At 66.5% G+C, this 17,205-nt stretch carries 9 protein-coding genes and 1 pseudogene; 4 read left to right on the top strand and 6 right to left on the bottom strand.

The genetic code is table 11. The features are described 5' to 3' along the window. Positions 1-85: 85 nt before the first annotated feature. The 5 genes from DM816_RS06080 to DM816_RS06055 form a co-directional block, all read right to left on the bottom strand. Entirely contained in the window at positions 86-3,316 is a 3,231-nt protein-coding gene (locus DM816_RS06080; protein ID WP_162907154.1) for a S8 family peptidase, read from the bottom strand. Positions 3,317-3,339: 23 nt separating this feature from the next. Then, positions 3,340-4,629, bottom strand: coding sequence for a CU044_5270 family protein (locus DM816_RS06075; protein WP_162907152.1), 1,290 nt, complete (start codon positions 4,627-4,629; stop codon positions 3,340-3,342). An 8-nt stretch (positions 4,630-4,637) separates the two neighbouring features. Further along, positions 4,638-5,222 (bottom strand): RNA polymerase sigma factor, encoded by a 585-nt coding sequence (locus DM816_RS06070; protein WP_117209127.1) that lies wholly within the window; start codon positions 5,220-5,222, stop codon positions 4,638-4,640. A 379-nt stretch (positions 5,223-5,601) separates the two neighbouring features. Continuing rightward, positions 5,602-7,509 (bottom strand): hypothetical protein, encoded by a 1,908-nt coding sequence (locus tag DM816_RS06060; protein WP_117209126.1) that lies wholly within the window; start codon positions 7,507-7,509, stop codon positions 5,602-5,604. Positions 7,510-7,906: 397 nt separating this feature from the next. Continuing rightward, positions 7,907-8,716, bottom strand: a complete 810-nt coding sequence (locus DM816_RS06055; RefSeq protein ID WP_117209124.1) for a hypothetical protein — start codon at positions 8,714-8,716, stop codon at positions 7,907-7,909. Positions 8,717-9,490: 774 nt separating this feature from the next. Between DM816_RS06055 and DM816_RS06050 the strand changes: the two genes are divergently transcribed. The 4 genes and pseudogenes from DM816_RS06050 to DM816_RS45660 all read left to right on the top strand — a co-directional run bounded on the left by DM816_RS06050 (position 9,491) and on the right by DM816_RS45660 (position 14,771). Further along, positions 9,491-12,331: an AfsR/SARP family transcriptional regulator gene (locus DM816_RS06050; RefSeq protein WP_117209123.1), complete on the top strand. Its 2,841-nt coding sequence runs from the start codon at positions 9,491-9,493 to the stop codon at positions 12,329-12,331. 54 nt (positions 12,332-12,385) lie between these two features. Continuing rightward, positions 12,386-13,039: an NlpC/P60 family protein gene (locus tag DM816_RS06045; protein WP_211588560.1), complete on the top strand. Its 654-nt coding sequence runs from the start codon at positions 12,386-12,388 to the stop codon at positions 13,037-13,039. A 556-nt stretch (positions 13,040-13,595) separates the two neighbouring features. Next, positions 13,596-13,976 (top strand): annotated as a pseudogene (locus DM816_RS45665) (FG-GAP repeat domain-containing protein); the annotation flags it as partial. Between the two features lie 6 nt (positions 13,977-13,982). Continuing rightward, the gene (locus DM816_RS45660; protein WP_425455220.1) at positions 13,983-14,771 is read left to right on the top strand and encodes an FG-GAP repeat domain-containing protein; all 789 of its coding nucleotides are present in this window, start codon (positions 13,983-13,985) and stop codon (positions 14,769-14,771) included. 522 nt (positions 14,772-15,293) lie between these two features. Here the strand turns inward: DM816_RS45660 and DM816_RS06030 are convergent. Beyond that, on the bottom strand, positions 15,294-16,676 hold the full coding sequence (locus DM816_RS06030) for a glycosyltransferase family 39 protein (RefSeq protein ID WP_246001640.1): 1,383 nt from the start codon (positions 16,674-16,676) through the stop codon (positions 15,294-15,296). Positions 16,677-17,205 lie beyond the last annotated feature (529 nt).

Raw genomic sequence — 17,205 nt, 5'->3', positions numbered from 1 at the left:
TCTGCGGCATCGTCTTGAACCCGACCGAGCAGACCGGTCTCCCGGGCCGGTGACAACCACCGGTCCGGGAGACCTGACTGAGCGGTCAGCGGAGGCTGTAGGCGCGCACGACCGTCAGCTCCGCCGTGACGCCTCGGTCGCTGGAGGCCTTGGCCCGCAGCGAAACGAACGGCACACCCGGCGGGTGCACGACCGTGACCCACCGATCCGCCCCGCTGCCGGTGACCCTTGCCGGGTGCCAGGTGCGGCCGTCGTCGAACGAGAAGTCCACGGTCAGCGCGGTCACCTGCCCGGCGTTCGCACCCGGTGCCTGGCTCACCGACACCGGGAACGTCGCCAGCCGCCCCGCCCGCGCCCGGTTGTGCTCGTCGAGCTGCGGCCGGAAGCCGACAGCCAGCAGCGGCAGGACTTCGTCCACTTTGGACGACCTGAACGTCCAGGCCGCCGACAGATGCGTGGACAACGTCGAGACGCTGCGCGTGGCGGTGGACTCGAGGCGATAAGCGCCCGGGTCGTCCGGTACCTCGAAGACCTCGGCCTGGTAAGGCGACTCGCCGATGAGCGTGCCGTCCTTGAACAACGCCAGCCGCATCGTGTCGGTCGCGCTTGTCCCGGCCTGACCACCCACGCCGCTGCCGAACAGTGGCACACCAGCCCACAGTCGGTTACCGCTCCGGGCCAGGTAGGGCACGAACTCGTAGTCGTCGATGAGCGTCGGGGCGAACACCCCGACGTTCCACCGCCGCTGCACCGCGTCTCCCGGCCGGTAGGTAACCGAGGCCGGGTAGTAGGCGATGTCCGGGTAGCCGTCGTCCGGTCCTCGTCCGCCCACATACACCCCGACCGGAGTCTGCGATGGGAGACCCGGGCTGACGAGCTGGGTGATCGTGCCGGGCACCGCGAGCGGGCCGACCGGGCCGAACCACGCCCGCTGATCCGGTCCGCTCGTGGCGATGCGGTGCGTGACCCGGGCAAGATCGGCGTCACGGATGCGCGGCGTCAGGTCGGCCGGGATGCTGCCGGGATGCGTCCAGTTCACCAGGTACGAGTACGGGGAGTTGGTGAAGCCCCCGTTGCCGTCGGACCGGCCCGCCTGGGCGATCACCTGGTAGGTGAACTGGTCGGCCGGTGCCGACGTGCTCGACGGGATGACCGCGAGCAGCTCCACCCGTCCGATGGTCTCATCGCTGTTGACCTGCCCGGCCATGGTACGGAAGAACCCGATCAGGCACTGTCCGACGAACGCGGCATCCGGCCGGTCCAGTCGGAACGCGACCGGTTTCGCCTTGCGCGCGTCGACCACCAGCGTGCGCGGGCCGTCGACGACGAACGCCGGTTCGGCCGTGAGCACGTGGGAAAACCCGTCGCCGATCGGTGTGCTGATGGTCGCGACCACAAAGTAGGTGCCCCTGGGTATCCGGACCCGCCCCACGCCATCGGTGGCGACCGCGACGTGGTGGTCGCCCGTGTCGACGTGCGCGAAACCGGCGAGCAATTCATAGGGCGCCGCGCCGGTGCCGTCGAATCCGGTGACCGTCACGTCGTAGCTTTCCACCTCCCGAACCAGCGCGACCGGAACGCGCATCTCTGTGCCGCCCCCGGTGGCCACGACCGTGCCCTCGTAACGCCCGTCCGGTGCCTCCACGCGGGTGTCGGAGGTGAGCCGTGCGGTCGCCGTCCCACGGGCGGGCACAACAAGTTCGGCCGGCGTCACTGTGAACATGCCCGCGGGCGCGTCACCCGCCGGGCCGCGCATCCGCGGCGACAGGTCAAGGGTGACCGGCGCGTCCCCGTCGTTGTGATATGTCAGGGTGGTGTCGATCGGTTGGTCGTCCCCGTGCGGCCACAGGGCGACGCCGACGTCCACACTGGACGGTGTGACGAAGACCGGCTGCCGGACGGCCCGGGCGACATCGACGCGTCCGGTGCCCTGCGTGTGCACGCTCGCCCCGTCGAGCGCCGTGGCGCTGCCCATCAGCACACCCTTCAACCGCTCCGCCCGCCAGTCGGGGTGTTGGCTCACGAGCAGTGCCGCCGCGCCGGACACGTGCGGCGTGGCCATCGAGGTGCCGGACAGTGCGACGTAGTGCCCGTCAACCACGGGTTCCCGCTTCGCGATCAGCGATCCTGGCGCCAGCGCCGACACGACGCCGACTCCCGGTGCCATCAGGTCGGGCTTGATCCCGGCGCGCGACTGGCGTGGCCCGCGGCTGGAGAAGCCGGCCACCGCATCCTGCCCGTCGACCGCCCCGACGGTGAGCGCGAGGTCGGCGGTGCCCGGGCTGTTGATGGTGTCCTCGCCCGGCCCGCTGTTGCCCGCCGCCACGACGAACAGCGTGCCCGTCTGCCGGGTGAGCCGGTCGACCGCCTCGGCCATCGGATCGGCGGGCGTGCCGAACGACGCACCGAGACTCATGGACACGATCCGCGCGCCCTCCGCGACGGCCCACTCCATGCCTGCGATCAGCCACGATTCTCGGCCGAACCCGTCGTCACGGAGCACCTTGGCGTTGAGCAGCGTCGCATCCGGCGCCACCCCTTGGTATCTGCCGCCCGAAGCCGTGCCGTCACCGGTGATGATGCCCGCCACGTGGGTACCGTGGCCGAGCAGATCACGCGGACCCGTTGCGCTGCCGGTGAAATCGCGCTCACCGACAACCGCGCCGGCCAGATCGGGATGCGTGGTGTCGATGCCGGAGTCGAGCACCGCGACCGTCACGCCCGCGCCGGTGTAGCCGGACTGCCACGCCGCCGGTGCGCCGATCTGCGGCACCGTGCGGTCAAGTAGCGCCTCCACCTTGCCGTCGAGCCAGATCCGGGTCACGCCACCGGCCAGCGCACGCAACGGCCCGGCCGGGCGGATGCCCGCCCAGAACTGCGTTGCTCCGGCCTTCTCGAGGGTGACTGCCGCCGCGCCGATGCTCGGCATCGCCCGCTCGGAGCGCAGCCCCGCCGTACCACCCGCGACCAGCAGCGGCAGGGTGTCACGGCCGCGGTCGTCGTAGCCCCAGCGCAGCAGCAGCGACACATTGAACAGCCGCTTGTCGATCACGTTCGCGGCCACCAACGCCTCGGCGTCGGCCGGAACGACGTAGTGCCAACCATCGCGGGTCCGGTGGTTGAACCGCATGGCCCGGCGGCCCTTGCCCGGCTCGACGGTGACCAGCCGCAGGTCGGCACCGGACGGGCGGACAAGCACCCGGTCACCCGTGACGAGGGTGACCCAGCGGGCATGCGGATCGGCGCCCGGCGCGGCACCGCCCGCCGGGGCGGTGCCGGTGACCAGTGAACCCGCCGCGACGACAACCACGATCATGGAAGCGCACAGGCGCCGGAGCCTCAGCATGCGGGCCTCGGAGCCCAGCCGCTGGCAAGCGGCATCGCAGGCGGCTCGTCATTGGTCCACCGGAAGCTGTCGACCAATTGATACGACGTGATCGCTCCCGCCGGCACCCAGCTCATGTAGTCGGCCGGCTGCACGGCGCGGTCCTGCCGCCCCAGCACCGTGCCGGTTTCCGGATCGAGCAGGAGGCTCACCTCGTACGGGCCGCCGGAATCCGCATTCTGCTCCTCGACGGTGTCGTTACGCTGGACGGACACGGCAACGCCCGTGCGTCCCTTCGCATCGGTCACGACGCCCAGCGACCGGATCCCCGGCACCCCTGCAAGCACCCGGAAGGCGGCGGCGCGGACCACAGGCGTGATCGGCGTGCCGAGCACCAGCGTGAGCACCGCGTCGAAGAGCGACTCGCCAGCCTCCACGGCGTTGCCGCGTGGCAGGTTCTGCTTCTCGATGACGCCGAGGAGCCACGCCCGCAACGCCTCTGGGTCGGACGGCAGGGCGCGGATCTGGTCAGCGGTCAGGCGTTCGCCGACGACCTCGAACAACCGGCTGTGTGGCTCGAACCGTGCTCTCGGGGAGATCTGGACGTGGGGCACGCCGGGGTCCGGCTGGGCGTCCGGCGGGATTCGCACGCCGGTGTCCGGCCCGCCCGGGGCGGCGGTGTAGACCCGGCTCGGGTCGCAATCGTCGACCGGCCAGCTCGTCGGCGAACCGTCGGCGCGCCAGGCGGCCTTGTCCTTGTCGGACGCGGGCTCGGCGCCCGCCCACCGGGAGACGAACACGAAATCCTTGCCGGGCACCAGCGGCTTCCAGGTGATCTCCGTGCGGCGGGTCATGATGGCGTAGCGGTTGTCCTTGGGGCCGACCGGGAACAGCGACCCGTGCTCCACAGTGGACACCCAGTGGTTTCCGGTGCCGGGTGCCGTGTCGCGCTGCGCCTGGTCGGCGGCGACGAGCAGCAGTTGGGGTGCGTTCGTGCTGTCCCACGCGCGCACACCCGCCGGCTTCGACGACGGGGCCGCTGAGCCGGCCGATCCGGCGATGTTCGGCGCGCCGGTGCCGCCCGCGTTCATGACGACCACGATGCCCGCGGCGACCGTGAGCGCCGTCGCAGCGACCGGCACAAGGATCCGCGTGCGCAGGTTCAGCGTCCACCGTGCGCGCACGGCTGGTGTGCCGCAAGTCGATCCGGCCAGCTGGATCAGGGCCGCGCGGGAAACCGCCACCGTCTCCGGCGAGGGAGGGTCGACCGAGCGGGCACCGGCGAGATGCTCTAATTCATCCATGATGTCAATCACCTTTGGTTCGAAGGGTTGAAGTCGTCGAGTGCGGCCCGCAGCCGGCGCCGCGCCCGATGCAGGCGGGAGCCGACCGTGCCGACCGGGATACCGAGTGCCTCGGCGGTCTCCTCATGTGACAGTTCGCCCCACACGACGAGGAGCAGCGCGTCGCGGTCGCCCCGGGACAGATCCGCGAGGGCCGCGACGAGCACCTCACGGGCCGCCGCCGCGGCGATGCGCGCATCGGCCCGTTCCTCTTCGGCGGCATAGCGGGGCTCGGCCGCCGAGCGAGCATGCGCCCGGTAGCCGCGCTCCTCCGCGCGGTGGTGCCCCCGGATCAGGTTGGTCGCGATCCCGTAGAGCCACGCGCGCACGGAGCCGCGCGCCGGGTCGAACCGGCCGCGCTCACGGAAGGCGACAAGAAACGTCTCGGCCGCCACATCATCGCCCGCGGCTCCCCCGAGACGTCGGGACGCATATCTGTGCAACGGCAGGAAGTAGCGGTCGAACAGCACCGCAAAGCATTCGGGATCAGCACGTGACCGCGCCACCACCTCAGCATCATCGACATCGACATCGACATTTGTATCCGTCTCCATCCGGCTCCCTCTTCGGTTGGGGCCCATTCACGATCTGTTGGCCGGATGAGGTGTCGATCTTCACGGGAGGGTACGGCACCTCCACCCAGGAACACGAAGGCGGCGGCCCCGCGGTGGCAAAACCGTGGAGCCGCCTGATTTTTCGGTCAGCGTGGTCTGCAGGTGGTTTTGGCCGGTACGGCGTCGGTGCCGTTCCATGAGGCGATACAGCCGAAGCTGATACCAGTTGTCGGAGCCCTTCCGGTCGCCTGCCGCGCTGGGGTGCACACCGTCATAGGTGTCGGTGGCGGTGAAGAAGCCGGTGAACTGGAGCGTGACGGGGACTGGCCGGCGTTTGGGTAGTGACCGGTCGCACGATCGCGGCCGCACCCGCCGCGTGTCAGACGGTGAAGCCGGCAGTGAGCGCGACGTACCCGAGCCGCCCCTCCCGGACCGCGCCGGACACGCCCTCGCAGTTCTCGTCGGTGCTCATGAAATGGTCGTTGCCCGGCGCACGGAAGCACCGGTACAGCGGCCGATAATCGCCGCCGGGCGGGGGCTCGAGATGGATGTACCCCTCAAGACGGACCATGGTCAGGCCCTCGCAGTTCGAGGTGACGGAGATGAAGTGGTTCACTCCGCCCGGGATCGCGTATGAGCAGCCATACAACGGGATGGTGCCGGGTAGCCGGGAGTTCTCCAGGTACCAGCCCGATCTCTCCAGCGTGTAGGACCCGGACACCCGGTCGGTGGACTCCCAGTGATCCTTGCCGTCATGGAAGCGCGAAAACGGTGTACGGGATGTGGCCAGTGCGTAACCCAGCAATCCTTCCTGGACCGCGTCCGGCGTCTCGCAGTCGGCCAGGATCGAAACGAAGTGGTCCGCGATGGCCGGCAGCGCACAGCGATACAGCGGTGTCGAATCCTGAGCCGGCCTCGACTCGTAGATCCAACCCAGCGTGCGCACCAGTGCGACGCTCCGGCCACCACAGCCCCGATCCCGGGAGACGAAGTAGTCGCGCACACCTTGGCGGCATTCGTACAGCGGGTGGGTGCCCGGCTGTTCGGCGGTCAGCAGGCCCCAGACGCCGCCGAACTGAGGATAGACGCCCGGCTCTTGGACGGCTCCGACCGTGACCCGGTGATGACCGGTACCGTCCAGGTATCGGATGAGCGCGGTCGTGCCCGGTGCCGTCGCGGCGGTGCAGGCTACGCGGTGGCGTACCAGCTGGACATTGGACCAGTTCGGCTCCATGCCCATGAACTGCGTGTGGTAGACGAAAAAGTCCTTGTCCACCAACGACGGGTCCGAGCCGGTGCCCACCACCGTCACGTAGGCGTTGTAGCGATCCGGATCGCGGAACAGAGGCACCCGAGGACTCCAGTCGTGGACGCCATCCCGCGACGTCGTCATCACGACCTCGCGTTCGTTGATCGGCGCCACCACAATCACGCCGCCATCAACAGTCCGCACCGCGTGCGGCGCCCACAGCATGGATTGACCGGGCTGCAGATCCGTTGACGCTCCGCCTACTCCGGGGGAATTCCACATGCTGTTGTGGTACTTGTGCCACGGTGTCACCGTGCCGGCCTTGGCCGCACGAACCACGTCTTCGGCGCGGGCCCGCGCCACGGACAGGGCCGTGTTCATCGGGCGGCCGCTGCCGTCGAGGTAGAAGTCCGGGAAATACACATACAGGTATCCGTCGATCAATGTCAGTGACGACATTCCGACGTCGGCGATCTGCCCGAGCGAGGCAGCGGTCGCGAAGTCGACCGTCGGTCGCACCAACGGGCCGAGGTAGGTGGTGACCCCCGTCGCCGGGTCATGCGTGCCCAGATGCAGCTCGGCATAGAACATGTTGGCGGCGTACCGCTCCAGGTGCAGGATCTTCAGCACCGTCCCGTCGGGTGAACGCCAGATCGGGCCGCCACCGGCCCATTGGTACCCCTCGGGAACACCCTTGAGCGGCGCAGCAGCGATGACGCCATGAGCGACCGGATTCTCCAGCGTTCCCTCCGAGACGATGTTGCGCTGGTTGACCGGCCCCGTACCACCGAAGGCGTCTGGCGTGTGGAACCGATAATGCCCGCTCTCGGTGCGTTCAACCCCCATTCCGCTGTCCGGCCATCCGTTGCGGCCCAGCCGATCGCGCGTCTCGTCGGACACGGCCACCTCGGCGGCCCCCACGGACACACCCCCACAGACCGGTGCCGGCGCCTCGGCAAGCGCATAGCCCTGAACCACGACCGCCAACGGTGCCAGCGAAGCCGCGGCGAAAACCAATGCCAGTACGCGTTTGCTCATCAAATGTTCCCAACTTCTCACCCGACGGCCCCGGACGCCATAGCCGCGCGTGATCGTACCCATCTACACCAAACTCCCCCGACCCCGCCGCCCAACTCGACCGATGCACCCAGTGGTCCCGATGAACTTGGCGTCCATGGCTGGCTTGCCCGTGCGCGCACGGGGTATCGACGTCCGCTCCACCACCATGGGCACATCGTCGGCCAGGCGCAGCCGGGCGAAACGAGACCACCGGATCACCCACCGGAATGCGCAGTTGCTTGGCCACCACCCGCTCGGCAGGACGCCCGCTGCGTTGGACTGCTTCGGTGCGGCCGCATTACCCCACGGCCCACTTGTGCGTTCATTTGGCCGAGGGTCTGCGGCGCGTGCGCCCGGTGTCAAAGGCCGCCGGCCCCTACAGCGGTTCCCAGTCGGGCCACTGCGGTGGGCCGGACGAGGTAGTCGCCTCCAGAACGATCTGCTCCGCCTGCTCGAGGGTCAGGTTTTGCTTGCGCGCCGCGCCGGGTAGCACGGCATACCACGTGGAGGGCCCGTCGGTCCAAAGTACACTGATGCCCGCCTTTCTCTCCGGAACCGCGTAAACCGTGCCCCATGAGCGGTGGACAAAGACCGTGTGACCGGAGCGCGGGCCCAGCTCACGCATCCAGCCCTGGACAACGTCACGTTCGCCGATCCCGGCAAGCTCTTGACCCACGCCAGCGCGCGATGACGTCAGGCGCTCGGCCCGCTCGCCGAGGTCGCCCGTGGCGTCCGCTTCCCCACTGTCGGCCGGTCCCCCATCCGGGCTCATTCCAGGGTTGTCCCAGACCTGCAGCAGGTATGGCTGCGAGCGCAGCGCCGGAAAGATCAGAAAGTGCGGCCGGCTGACGAGAAAGACCGAAATCGCGATGAGAAGCAGGACGCCCGTACCGGGCGCGCTCCAATCGGCGAGCTTGGTTGCCAGGCGGTAAAGCGTGACGTCGCCGCCCTTGAGCCACGCGGTCGCCGCCATGTCGAGCCAGAAGACGGCCATGGCCGCCCACAGCGCTGGCAGGGCTCGGTAGAACGCCCATCGTGCCGGCATCGCCCCCAGCCAGCTATAAGTGGTCGTCACCATGTCACGGTGCCAGCCCACAGGCTTGCGCCAGTTGCGGGCTATGCCGATGCCGCCGAGGATCAGCATGACCAGCAGTACCAGTATCGCCAGGCCGGTTCGCACAGACATCGTCACTTCCCATCCTCACCGCGCCGCTGGACCTCGGCCAAATCCTGCTTGACCGTTATTGTCTGGGCTACGTCACCCGCCAAGGCATCGAGTATCCGGACGGCACCAGCCGCTGACATCCCGGGAGATCTTCGACCGGGTCCAGGTCATGCTCGACACCCGCCGAGCGGGTGGCGTGCGCGAGCGAAACCACAACCACTACCTCAAAGGCATCGTGTGGTGCGACCGGTGCCAGCGGCGGCTCATCAACCGGGCCAAGAACAAGCAATGTCTCCTGTACTTCTACTGCCGTCGAAATTGGTTACCGCCCAACGGTGCAGCTTGGTCTGCATCTCCCGTACCCGTAGCCACGCTTGATCAAGCGGCGGCCACACGACAGCGGCATCCACCGCTGTATCTTCGGGCATTACAGTTCCTCCCTTGCGATCTCGCTGCCGCCCTTACCCATGCACTTGTGTCCACGCCTGCCAGGCGAACGTGCCCATCGCGACAATTGCCCATAGAGAGCGATAATTCGGCGGTGTCGACGTGCGGCGCAGCACAGCGAACCGGGGAAAGTCAGGCGCACAGAGACAGCGTCAAACTGCACCGCCACGCCAGAACCAAAACTCATCGCATGTTCGGCCGTTTATGCGCGTGTTTATTATGTATAGGAATATAGGAGTATTCGTCGACGCCTGTTCTCGGACAGGCTCTTCGGGCTTCCAAAGTGCGTCGCGATCGCGGGCCCGGCGGCGGCTTTGCCCTCACCATCGACGCACATAAACTCCAGTCATGGTCGTGCACGATGCAGACTGTACGTTTCGTCTGCTGGGGCCGGTACAGGTGGAGGTGTCCGGCCGGCAGCTCACCTTCTCCCGGCGTCAGCAGATCGACCTTCTCGGCTACTTGCTGCTCCACCGCGACAGGGTTGTCACGATGGAGCAGCTCATTGACGCGATGTGGGGCGAGGCGCTGCCGCATTCCGCCCACAGCCAGATAAAGAACATGATGTCGTCGCTGCGAAAGGCTCTCGTGGTCGGCGGACGGGCACTGGCCAGTGTGCTGCGCCGGCCAGCCGGCTACCAGATGATCATCCATACCGGACAATTGGACCTCACCCGGTTCACCTCGTTTGTGACGCAGGCTCGGCACGCCGACAGCCCAGCGGATGCGGTGCGCCTTCAGCGGGCCGCCCTGGAACTTTGGAACGGCGATCACGCCTTGACCGGCGTGCGCGCCCCGTTCGCCGCCACCGTCCGCGTTCACCTCGAGGAGCAGCGCAATGCGTTGCGGGAGGCCCTGTTCGAAACCGAACTGGGCCTTGGAAACCACGCCGGCATCATCGCGGAGCTGACCGACGCGATCGCCGCCGATCCCGCGCGGGAACGCTTGGTGGCCCATCTGATGACGGCTCTGCACCGAAGCGGCCGCACGATCGAGGCGTTGGCCGCATTCCGGCGTGCTCGCCAGACACTGATCGAGGAGTACGGCCTGGAGCCCGGCGCCGAGCTGCGGGACCTGGAAAGGGTGATCCTGGCGGGCGTGCCGGACCAGGCCGCACCCGCCCAAGGACAGCCGTCGCTCGCACGCGACGAGCCCACGACCGTGGCCGTTCCGGCTCAGCTGCCGATGGATGTGCGCGGATTCGTTGGCCGTGACATGGAGCTGGGCACCCTCAACGCATTGATCGCCGATGCCCTTGACGCGCCCACCGAGCCGATGGTGGCTGTCATCATGGGCACGGCGGGCGTGGGCAAGACAACACTCGCCGTCCACTGGGCCCACCTGGCCAGCCAACGGTTCTCCGACGGCCAGATCTATCTCAACCTGCGGGGGTTCGATCCCAACGGGCCGGCGATGACCACTGCAGAGGCCGTCCGGATCCTGCTGGACGCGTTCGCGGTACCCGCGGAGAAAATCCCTTCCGGTCTGGACGCTCAAACCGCTCTCTACCGCACGCTGATCGCCGGTCGGCGAATGCTGGTGCTGCTTGACAATGCGCTCGACACCGAGCAAGTATCGCCGCTGCTTCCGGGCACACCCGGCTCGGTCGCGATCGTCACCAGCCGCAACCAGCTGACCGGACTGATCGCGGCGCAGGCGGCGTTCCCGCTCACCCTGGACGTACTTGACGACTGCACGGCCAGGCAGCTGTTCGTGTCCCGCCTTGGCATCCAGCGGGTCGCCGCTGAGGAGACGGCGGTCGCCGGCATCGTGCAGCACTGTGCGCGGCTGCCGCTGGCGTTGAGCCTGGCGGCGGCAAGAGCTGCGACGCATCCCAGGTTCTCGTTGACAACGCTATGCGCGGAGCTGGCGGAGGCGCACGGCGCCCCGAAGTCGGTGGCCAACAACAATTACGTGGTAAACGTCGGTAGTGTCTTCTCCTGGTCCTACCGCCGGGTCAGCAGCGCGTCGGCGGCCCTGTTCCGCCTGCTGGGGCTGCACTGCGGCCCCGACATCGGCGTCGCGGCCGCGGCAAGCCTAGCGGGCTGGGACGAGCAGGAGACCGCCATCCGCCTGGGCGAGCTCGCTCACGCCCATCTCATCGCCGAGCACCTGCCAGGGCGGTTCACCATGCACGACCTGTTGCGTGCCTATGCTGCGGCACGGTCCGAGGCCGACGACACCGAGCAGGACCGTGCCTTGGCCGTACAGCGGATGCTAGACCACTACCTGCATACGTCCTATGCTGCAGCGCTCACGATCTATCCCAACCGGACTGTGCTTTCGCTTCCGCCAGCGCAACCGGGTGTCACCCGGCACGGCTTCGCCGAGCCCACACAGGCGCACGCATGGTTCACGGCAGAGCATCAAGCGCTGCTCGCGGCGGTGGAAGCCGCAGCCACGCGCCAACGCCCGAGCCTGTACACATGGCAACTTGCGTCGGCTTTGTCCACCTTTCTGTCGCGTAGCGGTCACTGGCACGACTGGGTAGCGACCCAGCAGGTCGCGGTCAGGGCGACCAGCCAGCTCGGCGACCGCGCGGGCGAAGCGCACGCCCAGCGGGCTCTGGGCCTTGCCTACAACCGGCTTGGCCAAACCGCGGATGCACAAATCCATCTGCAAAGATCCTTCGAACTGAATCAGCATTTTGACGATCCATGCGAGCAGGCATACACCCATCTATGCATGAGTGCTACCTTCGAGTCACAGGGCGACAACCGCAACGGCCTGGCACACGCCCGAGCGGCATACGAGCTCTACCGAGTGGCCGGAAGCCTTGTGGGGCAGGCACAGTCGTCAAACAGTATAGGCTGGTTCCACGCGGAGCTGGGCAACTACCTTGAGGCTATTGAGCATTGCGAACGGGCCGTAGCGCTCTACCGGGAACTCGGTGACCGCCAGGGTATGGCACAATCGCTGGACAGCCTGGGGTTCGCACGTCACCGGATGGGTGACTACCAGCAGGCCGCGGACACCTACCGCGAGGCAATTCTCGAGTTGCGGGCAGCGGGCGATAGCTACCACGAGGCGATACCGCTTACCCACCTTGGCCAGACTCACCAGGCCGCCGGGCAGATCGAATCAGCGCGCAACGCCTGGCAGGAGGCGCTTGGCATACTCGAGCGTCTCGACCACCCAGACGCCGATAAGGTGCGGGCGTGGCTGGAGCAGCTTGACCTGTCCCCCTGATGTGTGCCTGTCCCCTGATGTGTGCGCGCTGTGTGCTCCTCGTATACCGGCTGTATGACCAGCACCTGCGACCGTTCGTCCGTCATCGGAACGGAAGGAGCAACAATGAAACGGTCAGGGTTTGCCCGCGGAATCGCCGCGTTCGCCATCGTTGTCGGGCTCGCGTTCGCCCCCAGCACCGCACACGCCAGCGACGTCACAACATCGATGACGTCCGCCCAGATCGAGGCGGCGATCGCGTACGGGCAATCCAAGGTCGGGAAGTCCCTCTACACGGGTTGCTGGGGCGGCGACTACCGGTTCGGAGCCTCGCCCACCACGGAGATGCATTTTGACGGCCGAAACTGCGGCCAGAGCTATATCTACGTGCTGCGGCCAGGATGGTACGGATTCGACTGCTCCGGTTTAATCTACAAAATGTTCGAGGCGGCAGGAGTCTACTTCCCTTGGACGTCGACCGCGCAGATGATAAACGCGAATCTGCCCTCGGTGTCCAGGGCGAACATCCGCCGTGGCGACCTGTTGCTCAAGTCCGGCCACGTCGCCATGTACCTCGGCAAGACCTCCGATGGCGTCCCGTGGGCGCTCGAGGCAGCCCCGAAGCAGATCCTCGAGCAGTCCGGGATCTGGCGAGTCGCCAAGGGTGTGCAGGCGGTCGACGCCAGGCCCTACCTGAACAGCTCGAGCTACACCGTCCGCCGCGTATAAGGGCTAGTACACCGAATGCCCAGCAGCCCAATGGGTTTACTCGCACGCGAACCGCCGCGGAAGAGTGTCCAACCGCGACAATCTCGCGTGGAAGGCCGATCGGGTCGCCCGGGGGAAAATCTCACCCCGGGCTCCCGCAAACGCAGGGAGACGTCGGGTAAGCCGCCGGCCAGGATGCCAGATGCGGGCTGCTGTCCGTCGCGCGGGCGCGCATCGCTTGATGCGTGCCCTGTGTGCCGCTCGCGTACCGATCGTATGACCTGAGCGTGGCACCCTTCCGGCCTTCCGCAACCCGCAATCCGCAAACCGCAATCCGGAACACGGAAGGTGCCACATTGAAGCGCTCGCTTTTCATACGTGCGTCAACAGTGCAGATGCTGGGCGCGGGAGCGCCACAGGTGGCGTCCGATGACGAACCCGTTCCGCATGCAGGCAAAGGAGCCACTTCATGATCTCGATCTACCATCCGGGCCGACGATGGCCCAAAACCTTCATCGCTGCGTTTGCACTGATAGCCGGCATTGGTACCAGCTACCTCACTGTCACAGCGAACCCCGCGTCTGCCGCATGCTCCTCGTATCCCACAACCTACGATCCCTACGTGGTGCAGACCGTCTACCGGGTCGGCCGAAATTTGGGTGTTTCTGACAAGGTCATGCTCGCCGGGTTCGAGGCCGGCTGGGTGGAGTCACGGATGAACAACTTGAACTGTGGGGACCGGGACTCACTCGGGGTCTTTCAGCAACGGCCCTCGCAAGGGTGGGGTACACCGGAGCAAATAATGAATGTACGTTATGCGGCAACAAGGTTCTTCACCCCTGCGATGACAGTGGGAGCGCAGCACCCGAACTACACCGCTGGCCAGATCGCTCAGGCCGTCCAGATCTCGGCCTTCCCCGAGCGGTACGACCAGGCACAGGGGATCGCGCTTAGCCTCATCGCTTTGGCGAAGAAGCTAGGCACGCCCACCCGCGACTTCGACGGCGACGGTCGAGCAGATTTCCTCGCCCGCCGAGCAGACTCCGGCAACCTGTATCTCTACCGGGGTAACGGCAGTGGAGGGATCAGCTCTTACAGGCTGCTGGGTGACTTCAGCGCATTCGATATCATCGTTCCGGTCGGCGACTTCAACGGTGACGGTCATGCCGACCTGATCGCCCGGCGCGGCGACTCGGGCAATCTGTACCTCTACCGCGGCAATGGCGCCGGGGGCCTTCTGGCCGCGGTTCAGATTGCCTCAAACTGGGCCGGCTTCAGCAGCCTGGTCGGCGTTGGCGACTGGGACGGTGACGGCAAGGTCGATATTGTCGGGCGCAGCCGGGCCAGCGGCATCCTGTACCTCTACCGGGGCAACGGTAACAGCGGATTCCACTCCTTCGTCACACTCAGCTCCAGCAACTGGAGCATCTTCTCCCACCTCACCGGCGCTGGTGACTTCGATGGCGATGGGAACCCCGACCTGCTCGCTCGCCGCAGCGACAGCGGCAATGTGTACCTCTACCGGGGCGGCGACCAAGGCGGACTCCAATCCGCCGTGCTGGTCGGCGACTGGGGCGCGATAAACAGCATGGTCGCCGGCGGTGACTTCACCAGCGACGGCCGAACAGATGTCATCACCCGCAGCGTTGCCAGCAGCCTGCTTTACCTCTACCGCGGTAACGGCACCGGCGGAGTCCTCGCACAGCTGCAGTTCAGTGACGGCAACTGGAGCAACTTCAACCTCATCAGCTGATCCATGTGGTGTGGTGTGGTGTGGTGTGCCCAGTCAGCGGCTGAACGCACCACACCAAAGTGATAATAGTCCGGACCGGGCTGGTACCTGCTGAGGCGGTTGGATACTCCTGCTGACCGTAGCGATTACCGCAATGCACGACCGCCTTAGCCCAAATCCACTGATGAGGTTCCCTTCGAGGGCCAACCGGTTGACGTGCTTTTTGTGGTGTGGGCGGATGTGGATGTGCTGGCCGGCCGATCCTGTAGTCCGCGACGACGAGTCCAAGGGATGCGGCGGATGGCTTTGACGTTGGACGGTTCGGTGCACGGGCAGAGCACAGTTTTTCGTGGCTGGTCAGATGCCGCAGCCTGGCACGCGACTATGAGCGGTTGACGGCCCACGCCGAAGACATGGTGAAGATCGCTTTGATCGGGCTGATGCTACGCCGGTTGACTGGGCAGGAGACCCGCTAGCGCAACAACAATCGCCGCCAGGTCACCCAATCCGCCGTCATGATCAGTCGATTGACGTAACGCTCACTTACTTCTTGACTATCCCGCCGGACGCCGCCGGTGGCGCTTTGCGCGTCAGAAGCGCCACCGTGAAGCCGATCAGGTTCCAGGTCTGCGCCGTGACGTAGCCCGCTCTCAACAGGGTCTCCCTGTCCTTGCCAATCCCCGCAAGAACATCAGTTCTGTTACCGGGCCGGATGACCCAGACCCGATCGGGATCCCCGGCGCATTCGACCGCCGAAACGCATTCGACCGCCCGGAAATTGCCCTGCGCCATCGCCGGCACCTCGGCAAGCACGTCGTTGGGCCGGTGGGCGGCATCGGTATAGCGCGCAACGGCCAAGCGAGGACCGAAGTCCTCGTCGAACTTGCCATACATAACGGCGTCGGAGGACACTGCATGCTGGTTGAGCACCATGCCGATCGCCCGGGAATCGTGTGTGTGCCCGGCACCCCCGCGGATCTGCACGTGGTCGTAGACAACCAGGACCCCCACCAGCGCTAAGAACACCGCCCCCCGCAGGATCCGTAGGCGTGACACCACGGTCGCTGCCAGCAGCACCCAGGCCGGCAGGGTAAACAGCAGATAGCGCGGCAACCACATCGGCACACCGACCGAGACCAGGCCCAGCCCGATCGTCGGCAGCACAGCCCACAGCGTCCACACCAGCGCCGGTGCACGCCAAGAGAACGCCAGAAAACCCAGGACCAGCAGCGTGCCACTCATCAGAAGCGAACCGGTCAGCACCCCCGGGGTCTGGAGCAGGCGCAGGCCGGTCAACTCCGGAATCCACGAGATCTGGCCTCGTTGCCGCTGCCCCAGATACATCAGCGGCGTGATCGCCACGACCGCGAGCGCCGCGGCCACCAACCAACGCCGGATCAGACTGCGACACATGGAAAGCACCGTCAATCCGTGGGCGGCAAGCAGCATGAGCGCCACAAAATGCGCTAGGCCGAGAAGCAGCACCGCCAGCCCGTAGCACACCAACCCCACCGTGCTAGGTCGATCGAGCACGCGAACCAGCAAGTACGTCGCCAGCGCGGCAAAGAAAACGGCCAACGCGTAAGGCCTCGCCTCATGCGCGTAGCGGGAGACGGCCGGCATGAGTGCGAACAGCAGCCCGGCGATCACGCCCACCCTCCGCCCGGCCAGTCGAGTACCCAACCCAACGGTCAGCGCGGTTGCACCGGTCATCGCCAGTATCGATGGCGCACGCATGGCCAACTCCGAGTCGCCGAACACCCCGATCCACCCATGCATGAACAGGTAGTACGGACCGATGCTGGCGTCGGCGTTTTTCAGCACCCGCAACAGGTCATCGAGCGGGGCAGTTGCCAGAACCCAGGTCGCCAGTTCATCAGCCCACAGGCTCGGTGATGAAGCGCCAAGGAACCCCAGCACCGCCATCACGACAGCGGGCACAGACCAGGAAAGAATCCGCAGCGTCCGGTCCCGCCGCTCCGATGTGGCGTCAAACCAGAGACGATCGGCGATACGCCGCCAGCCGGACGGGGCGACGATGAGCATCGCCGTCATGTCGTTTGTATACGGAGAATATGAAACACGGGCCGAAGATTACGGCAACGACGAGGCTACCGCTGTCCCGAAAAGTCCTGCGATACTGACCTACGACAATCCTATGTAGGCAAGTCGGAGATCCCGCCGACATCACGCTCCAGCAACTACGTTGGGCTCAATAACGCAATGCTGTCTTACGCGCGGACAGGAGGCGTGCCCCACCATCGGGCTGGGCGGCGACACGCGGGACTATCACGAGATCGGCTCTGTCTCTAAGAGACTGTGTAACGAACGGTGTTTCCGGCACCGACACGCTGAGTGAGGACTCGGCGGGAAAGGTGCCGTGATGACCACCACCACGACGCTGCGTGAAGCCACACTGGATGTTGTGGCATCGAAGAAGCGACCTGTGTCCAGC

The organism is Allorhizocola rhizosphaerae (assembly GCF_003426775.1).
GTDB classification, from domain to species: domain Bacteria; phylum Actinomycetota; class Actinomycetes; order Mycobacteriales; family Micromonosporaceae; genus Allorhizocola; species Allorhizocola rhizosphaerae.
This window is presented reverse-complemented; position numbering and strand designations above follow the sequence as displayed.

Coding starts and splice junctions, on each gene's coding strand:
- DM816_RS06050 (WP_117209123.1), top strand. CDS start 9,491: ATGGTCGTGCACGATGCAGACTGTACGTTTCGTCTGCTGGGGCCGGTA.
- DM816_RS06075 (WP_162907152.1), bottom strand. CDS start 4,629: ATGGATGAATTAGAGCATCTCGCCGGTGCCCGCTCGGTCGACCCTCCC.
- DM816_RS06030 (WP_246001640.1), bottom strand. CDS start 16,676: ATGGCGGTGCTGGGGTTCCTTGGCGCTTCATCACCGAGCCTGTGGGCT.
- DM816_RS06060 (WP_117209126.1), bottom strand. CDS start 7,509: ATGAGCAAACGCGTACTGGCATTGGTTTTCGCCGCGGCTTCGCTGGCA.
- DM816_RS06055 (WP_117209124.1), bottom strand. CDS start 8,716: ATGTCTGTGCGAACCGGCCTGGCGATACTGGTACTGCTGGTCATGCTG.
- DM816_RS06070 (WP_117209127.1), bottom strand. CDS start 5,222: ATGGAGACGGATACAAATGTCGATGTCGATGTCGATGATGCTGAGGTG.
- DM816_RS06045 (WP_211588560.1), top strand. CDS start 12,386: ATGACCAGCACCTGCGACCGTTCGTCCGTCATCGGAACGGAAGGAGCA.
- DM816_RS06080 (WP_162907154.1), bottom strand. CDS start 3,316: ATGATCGTGGTTGTCGTCGCGGCGGGTTCACTGGTCACCGGCACCGCC.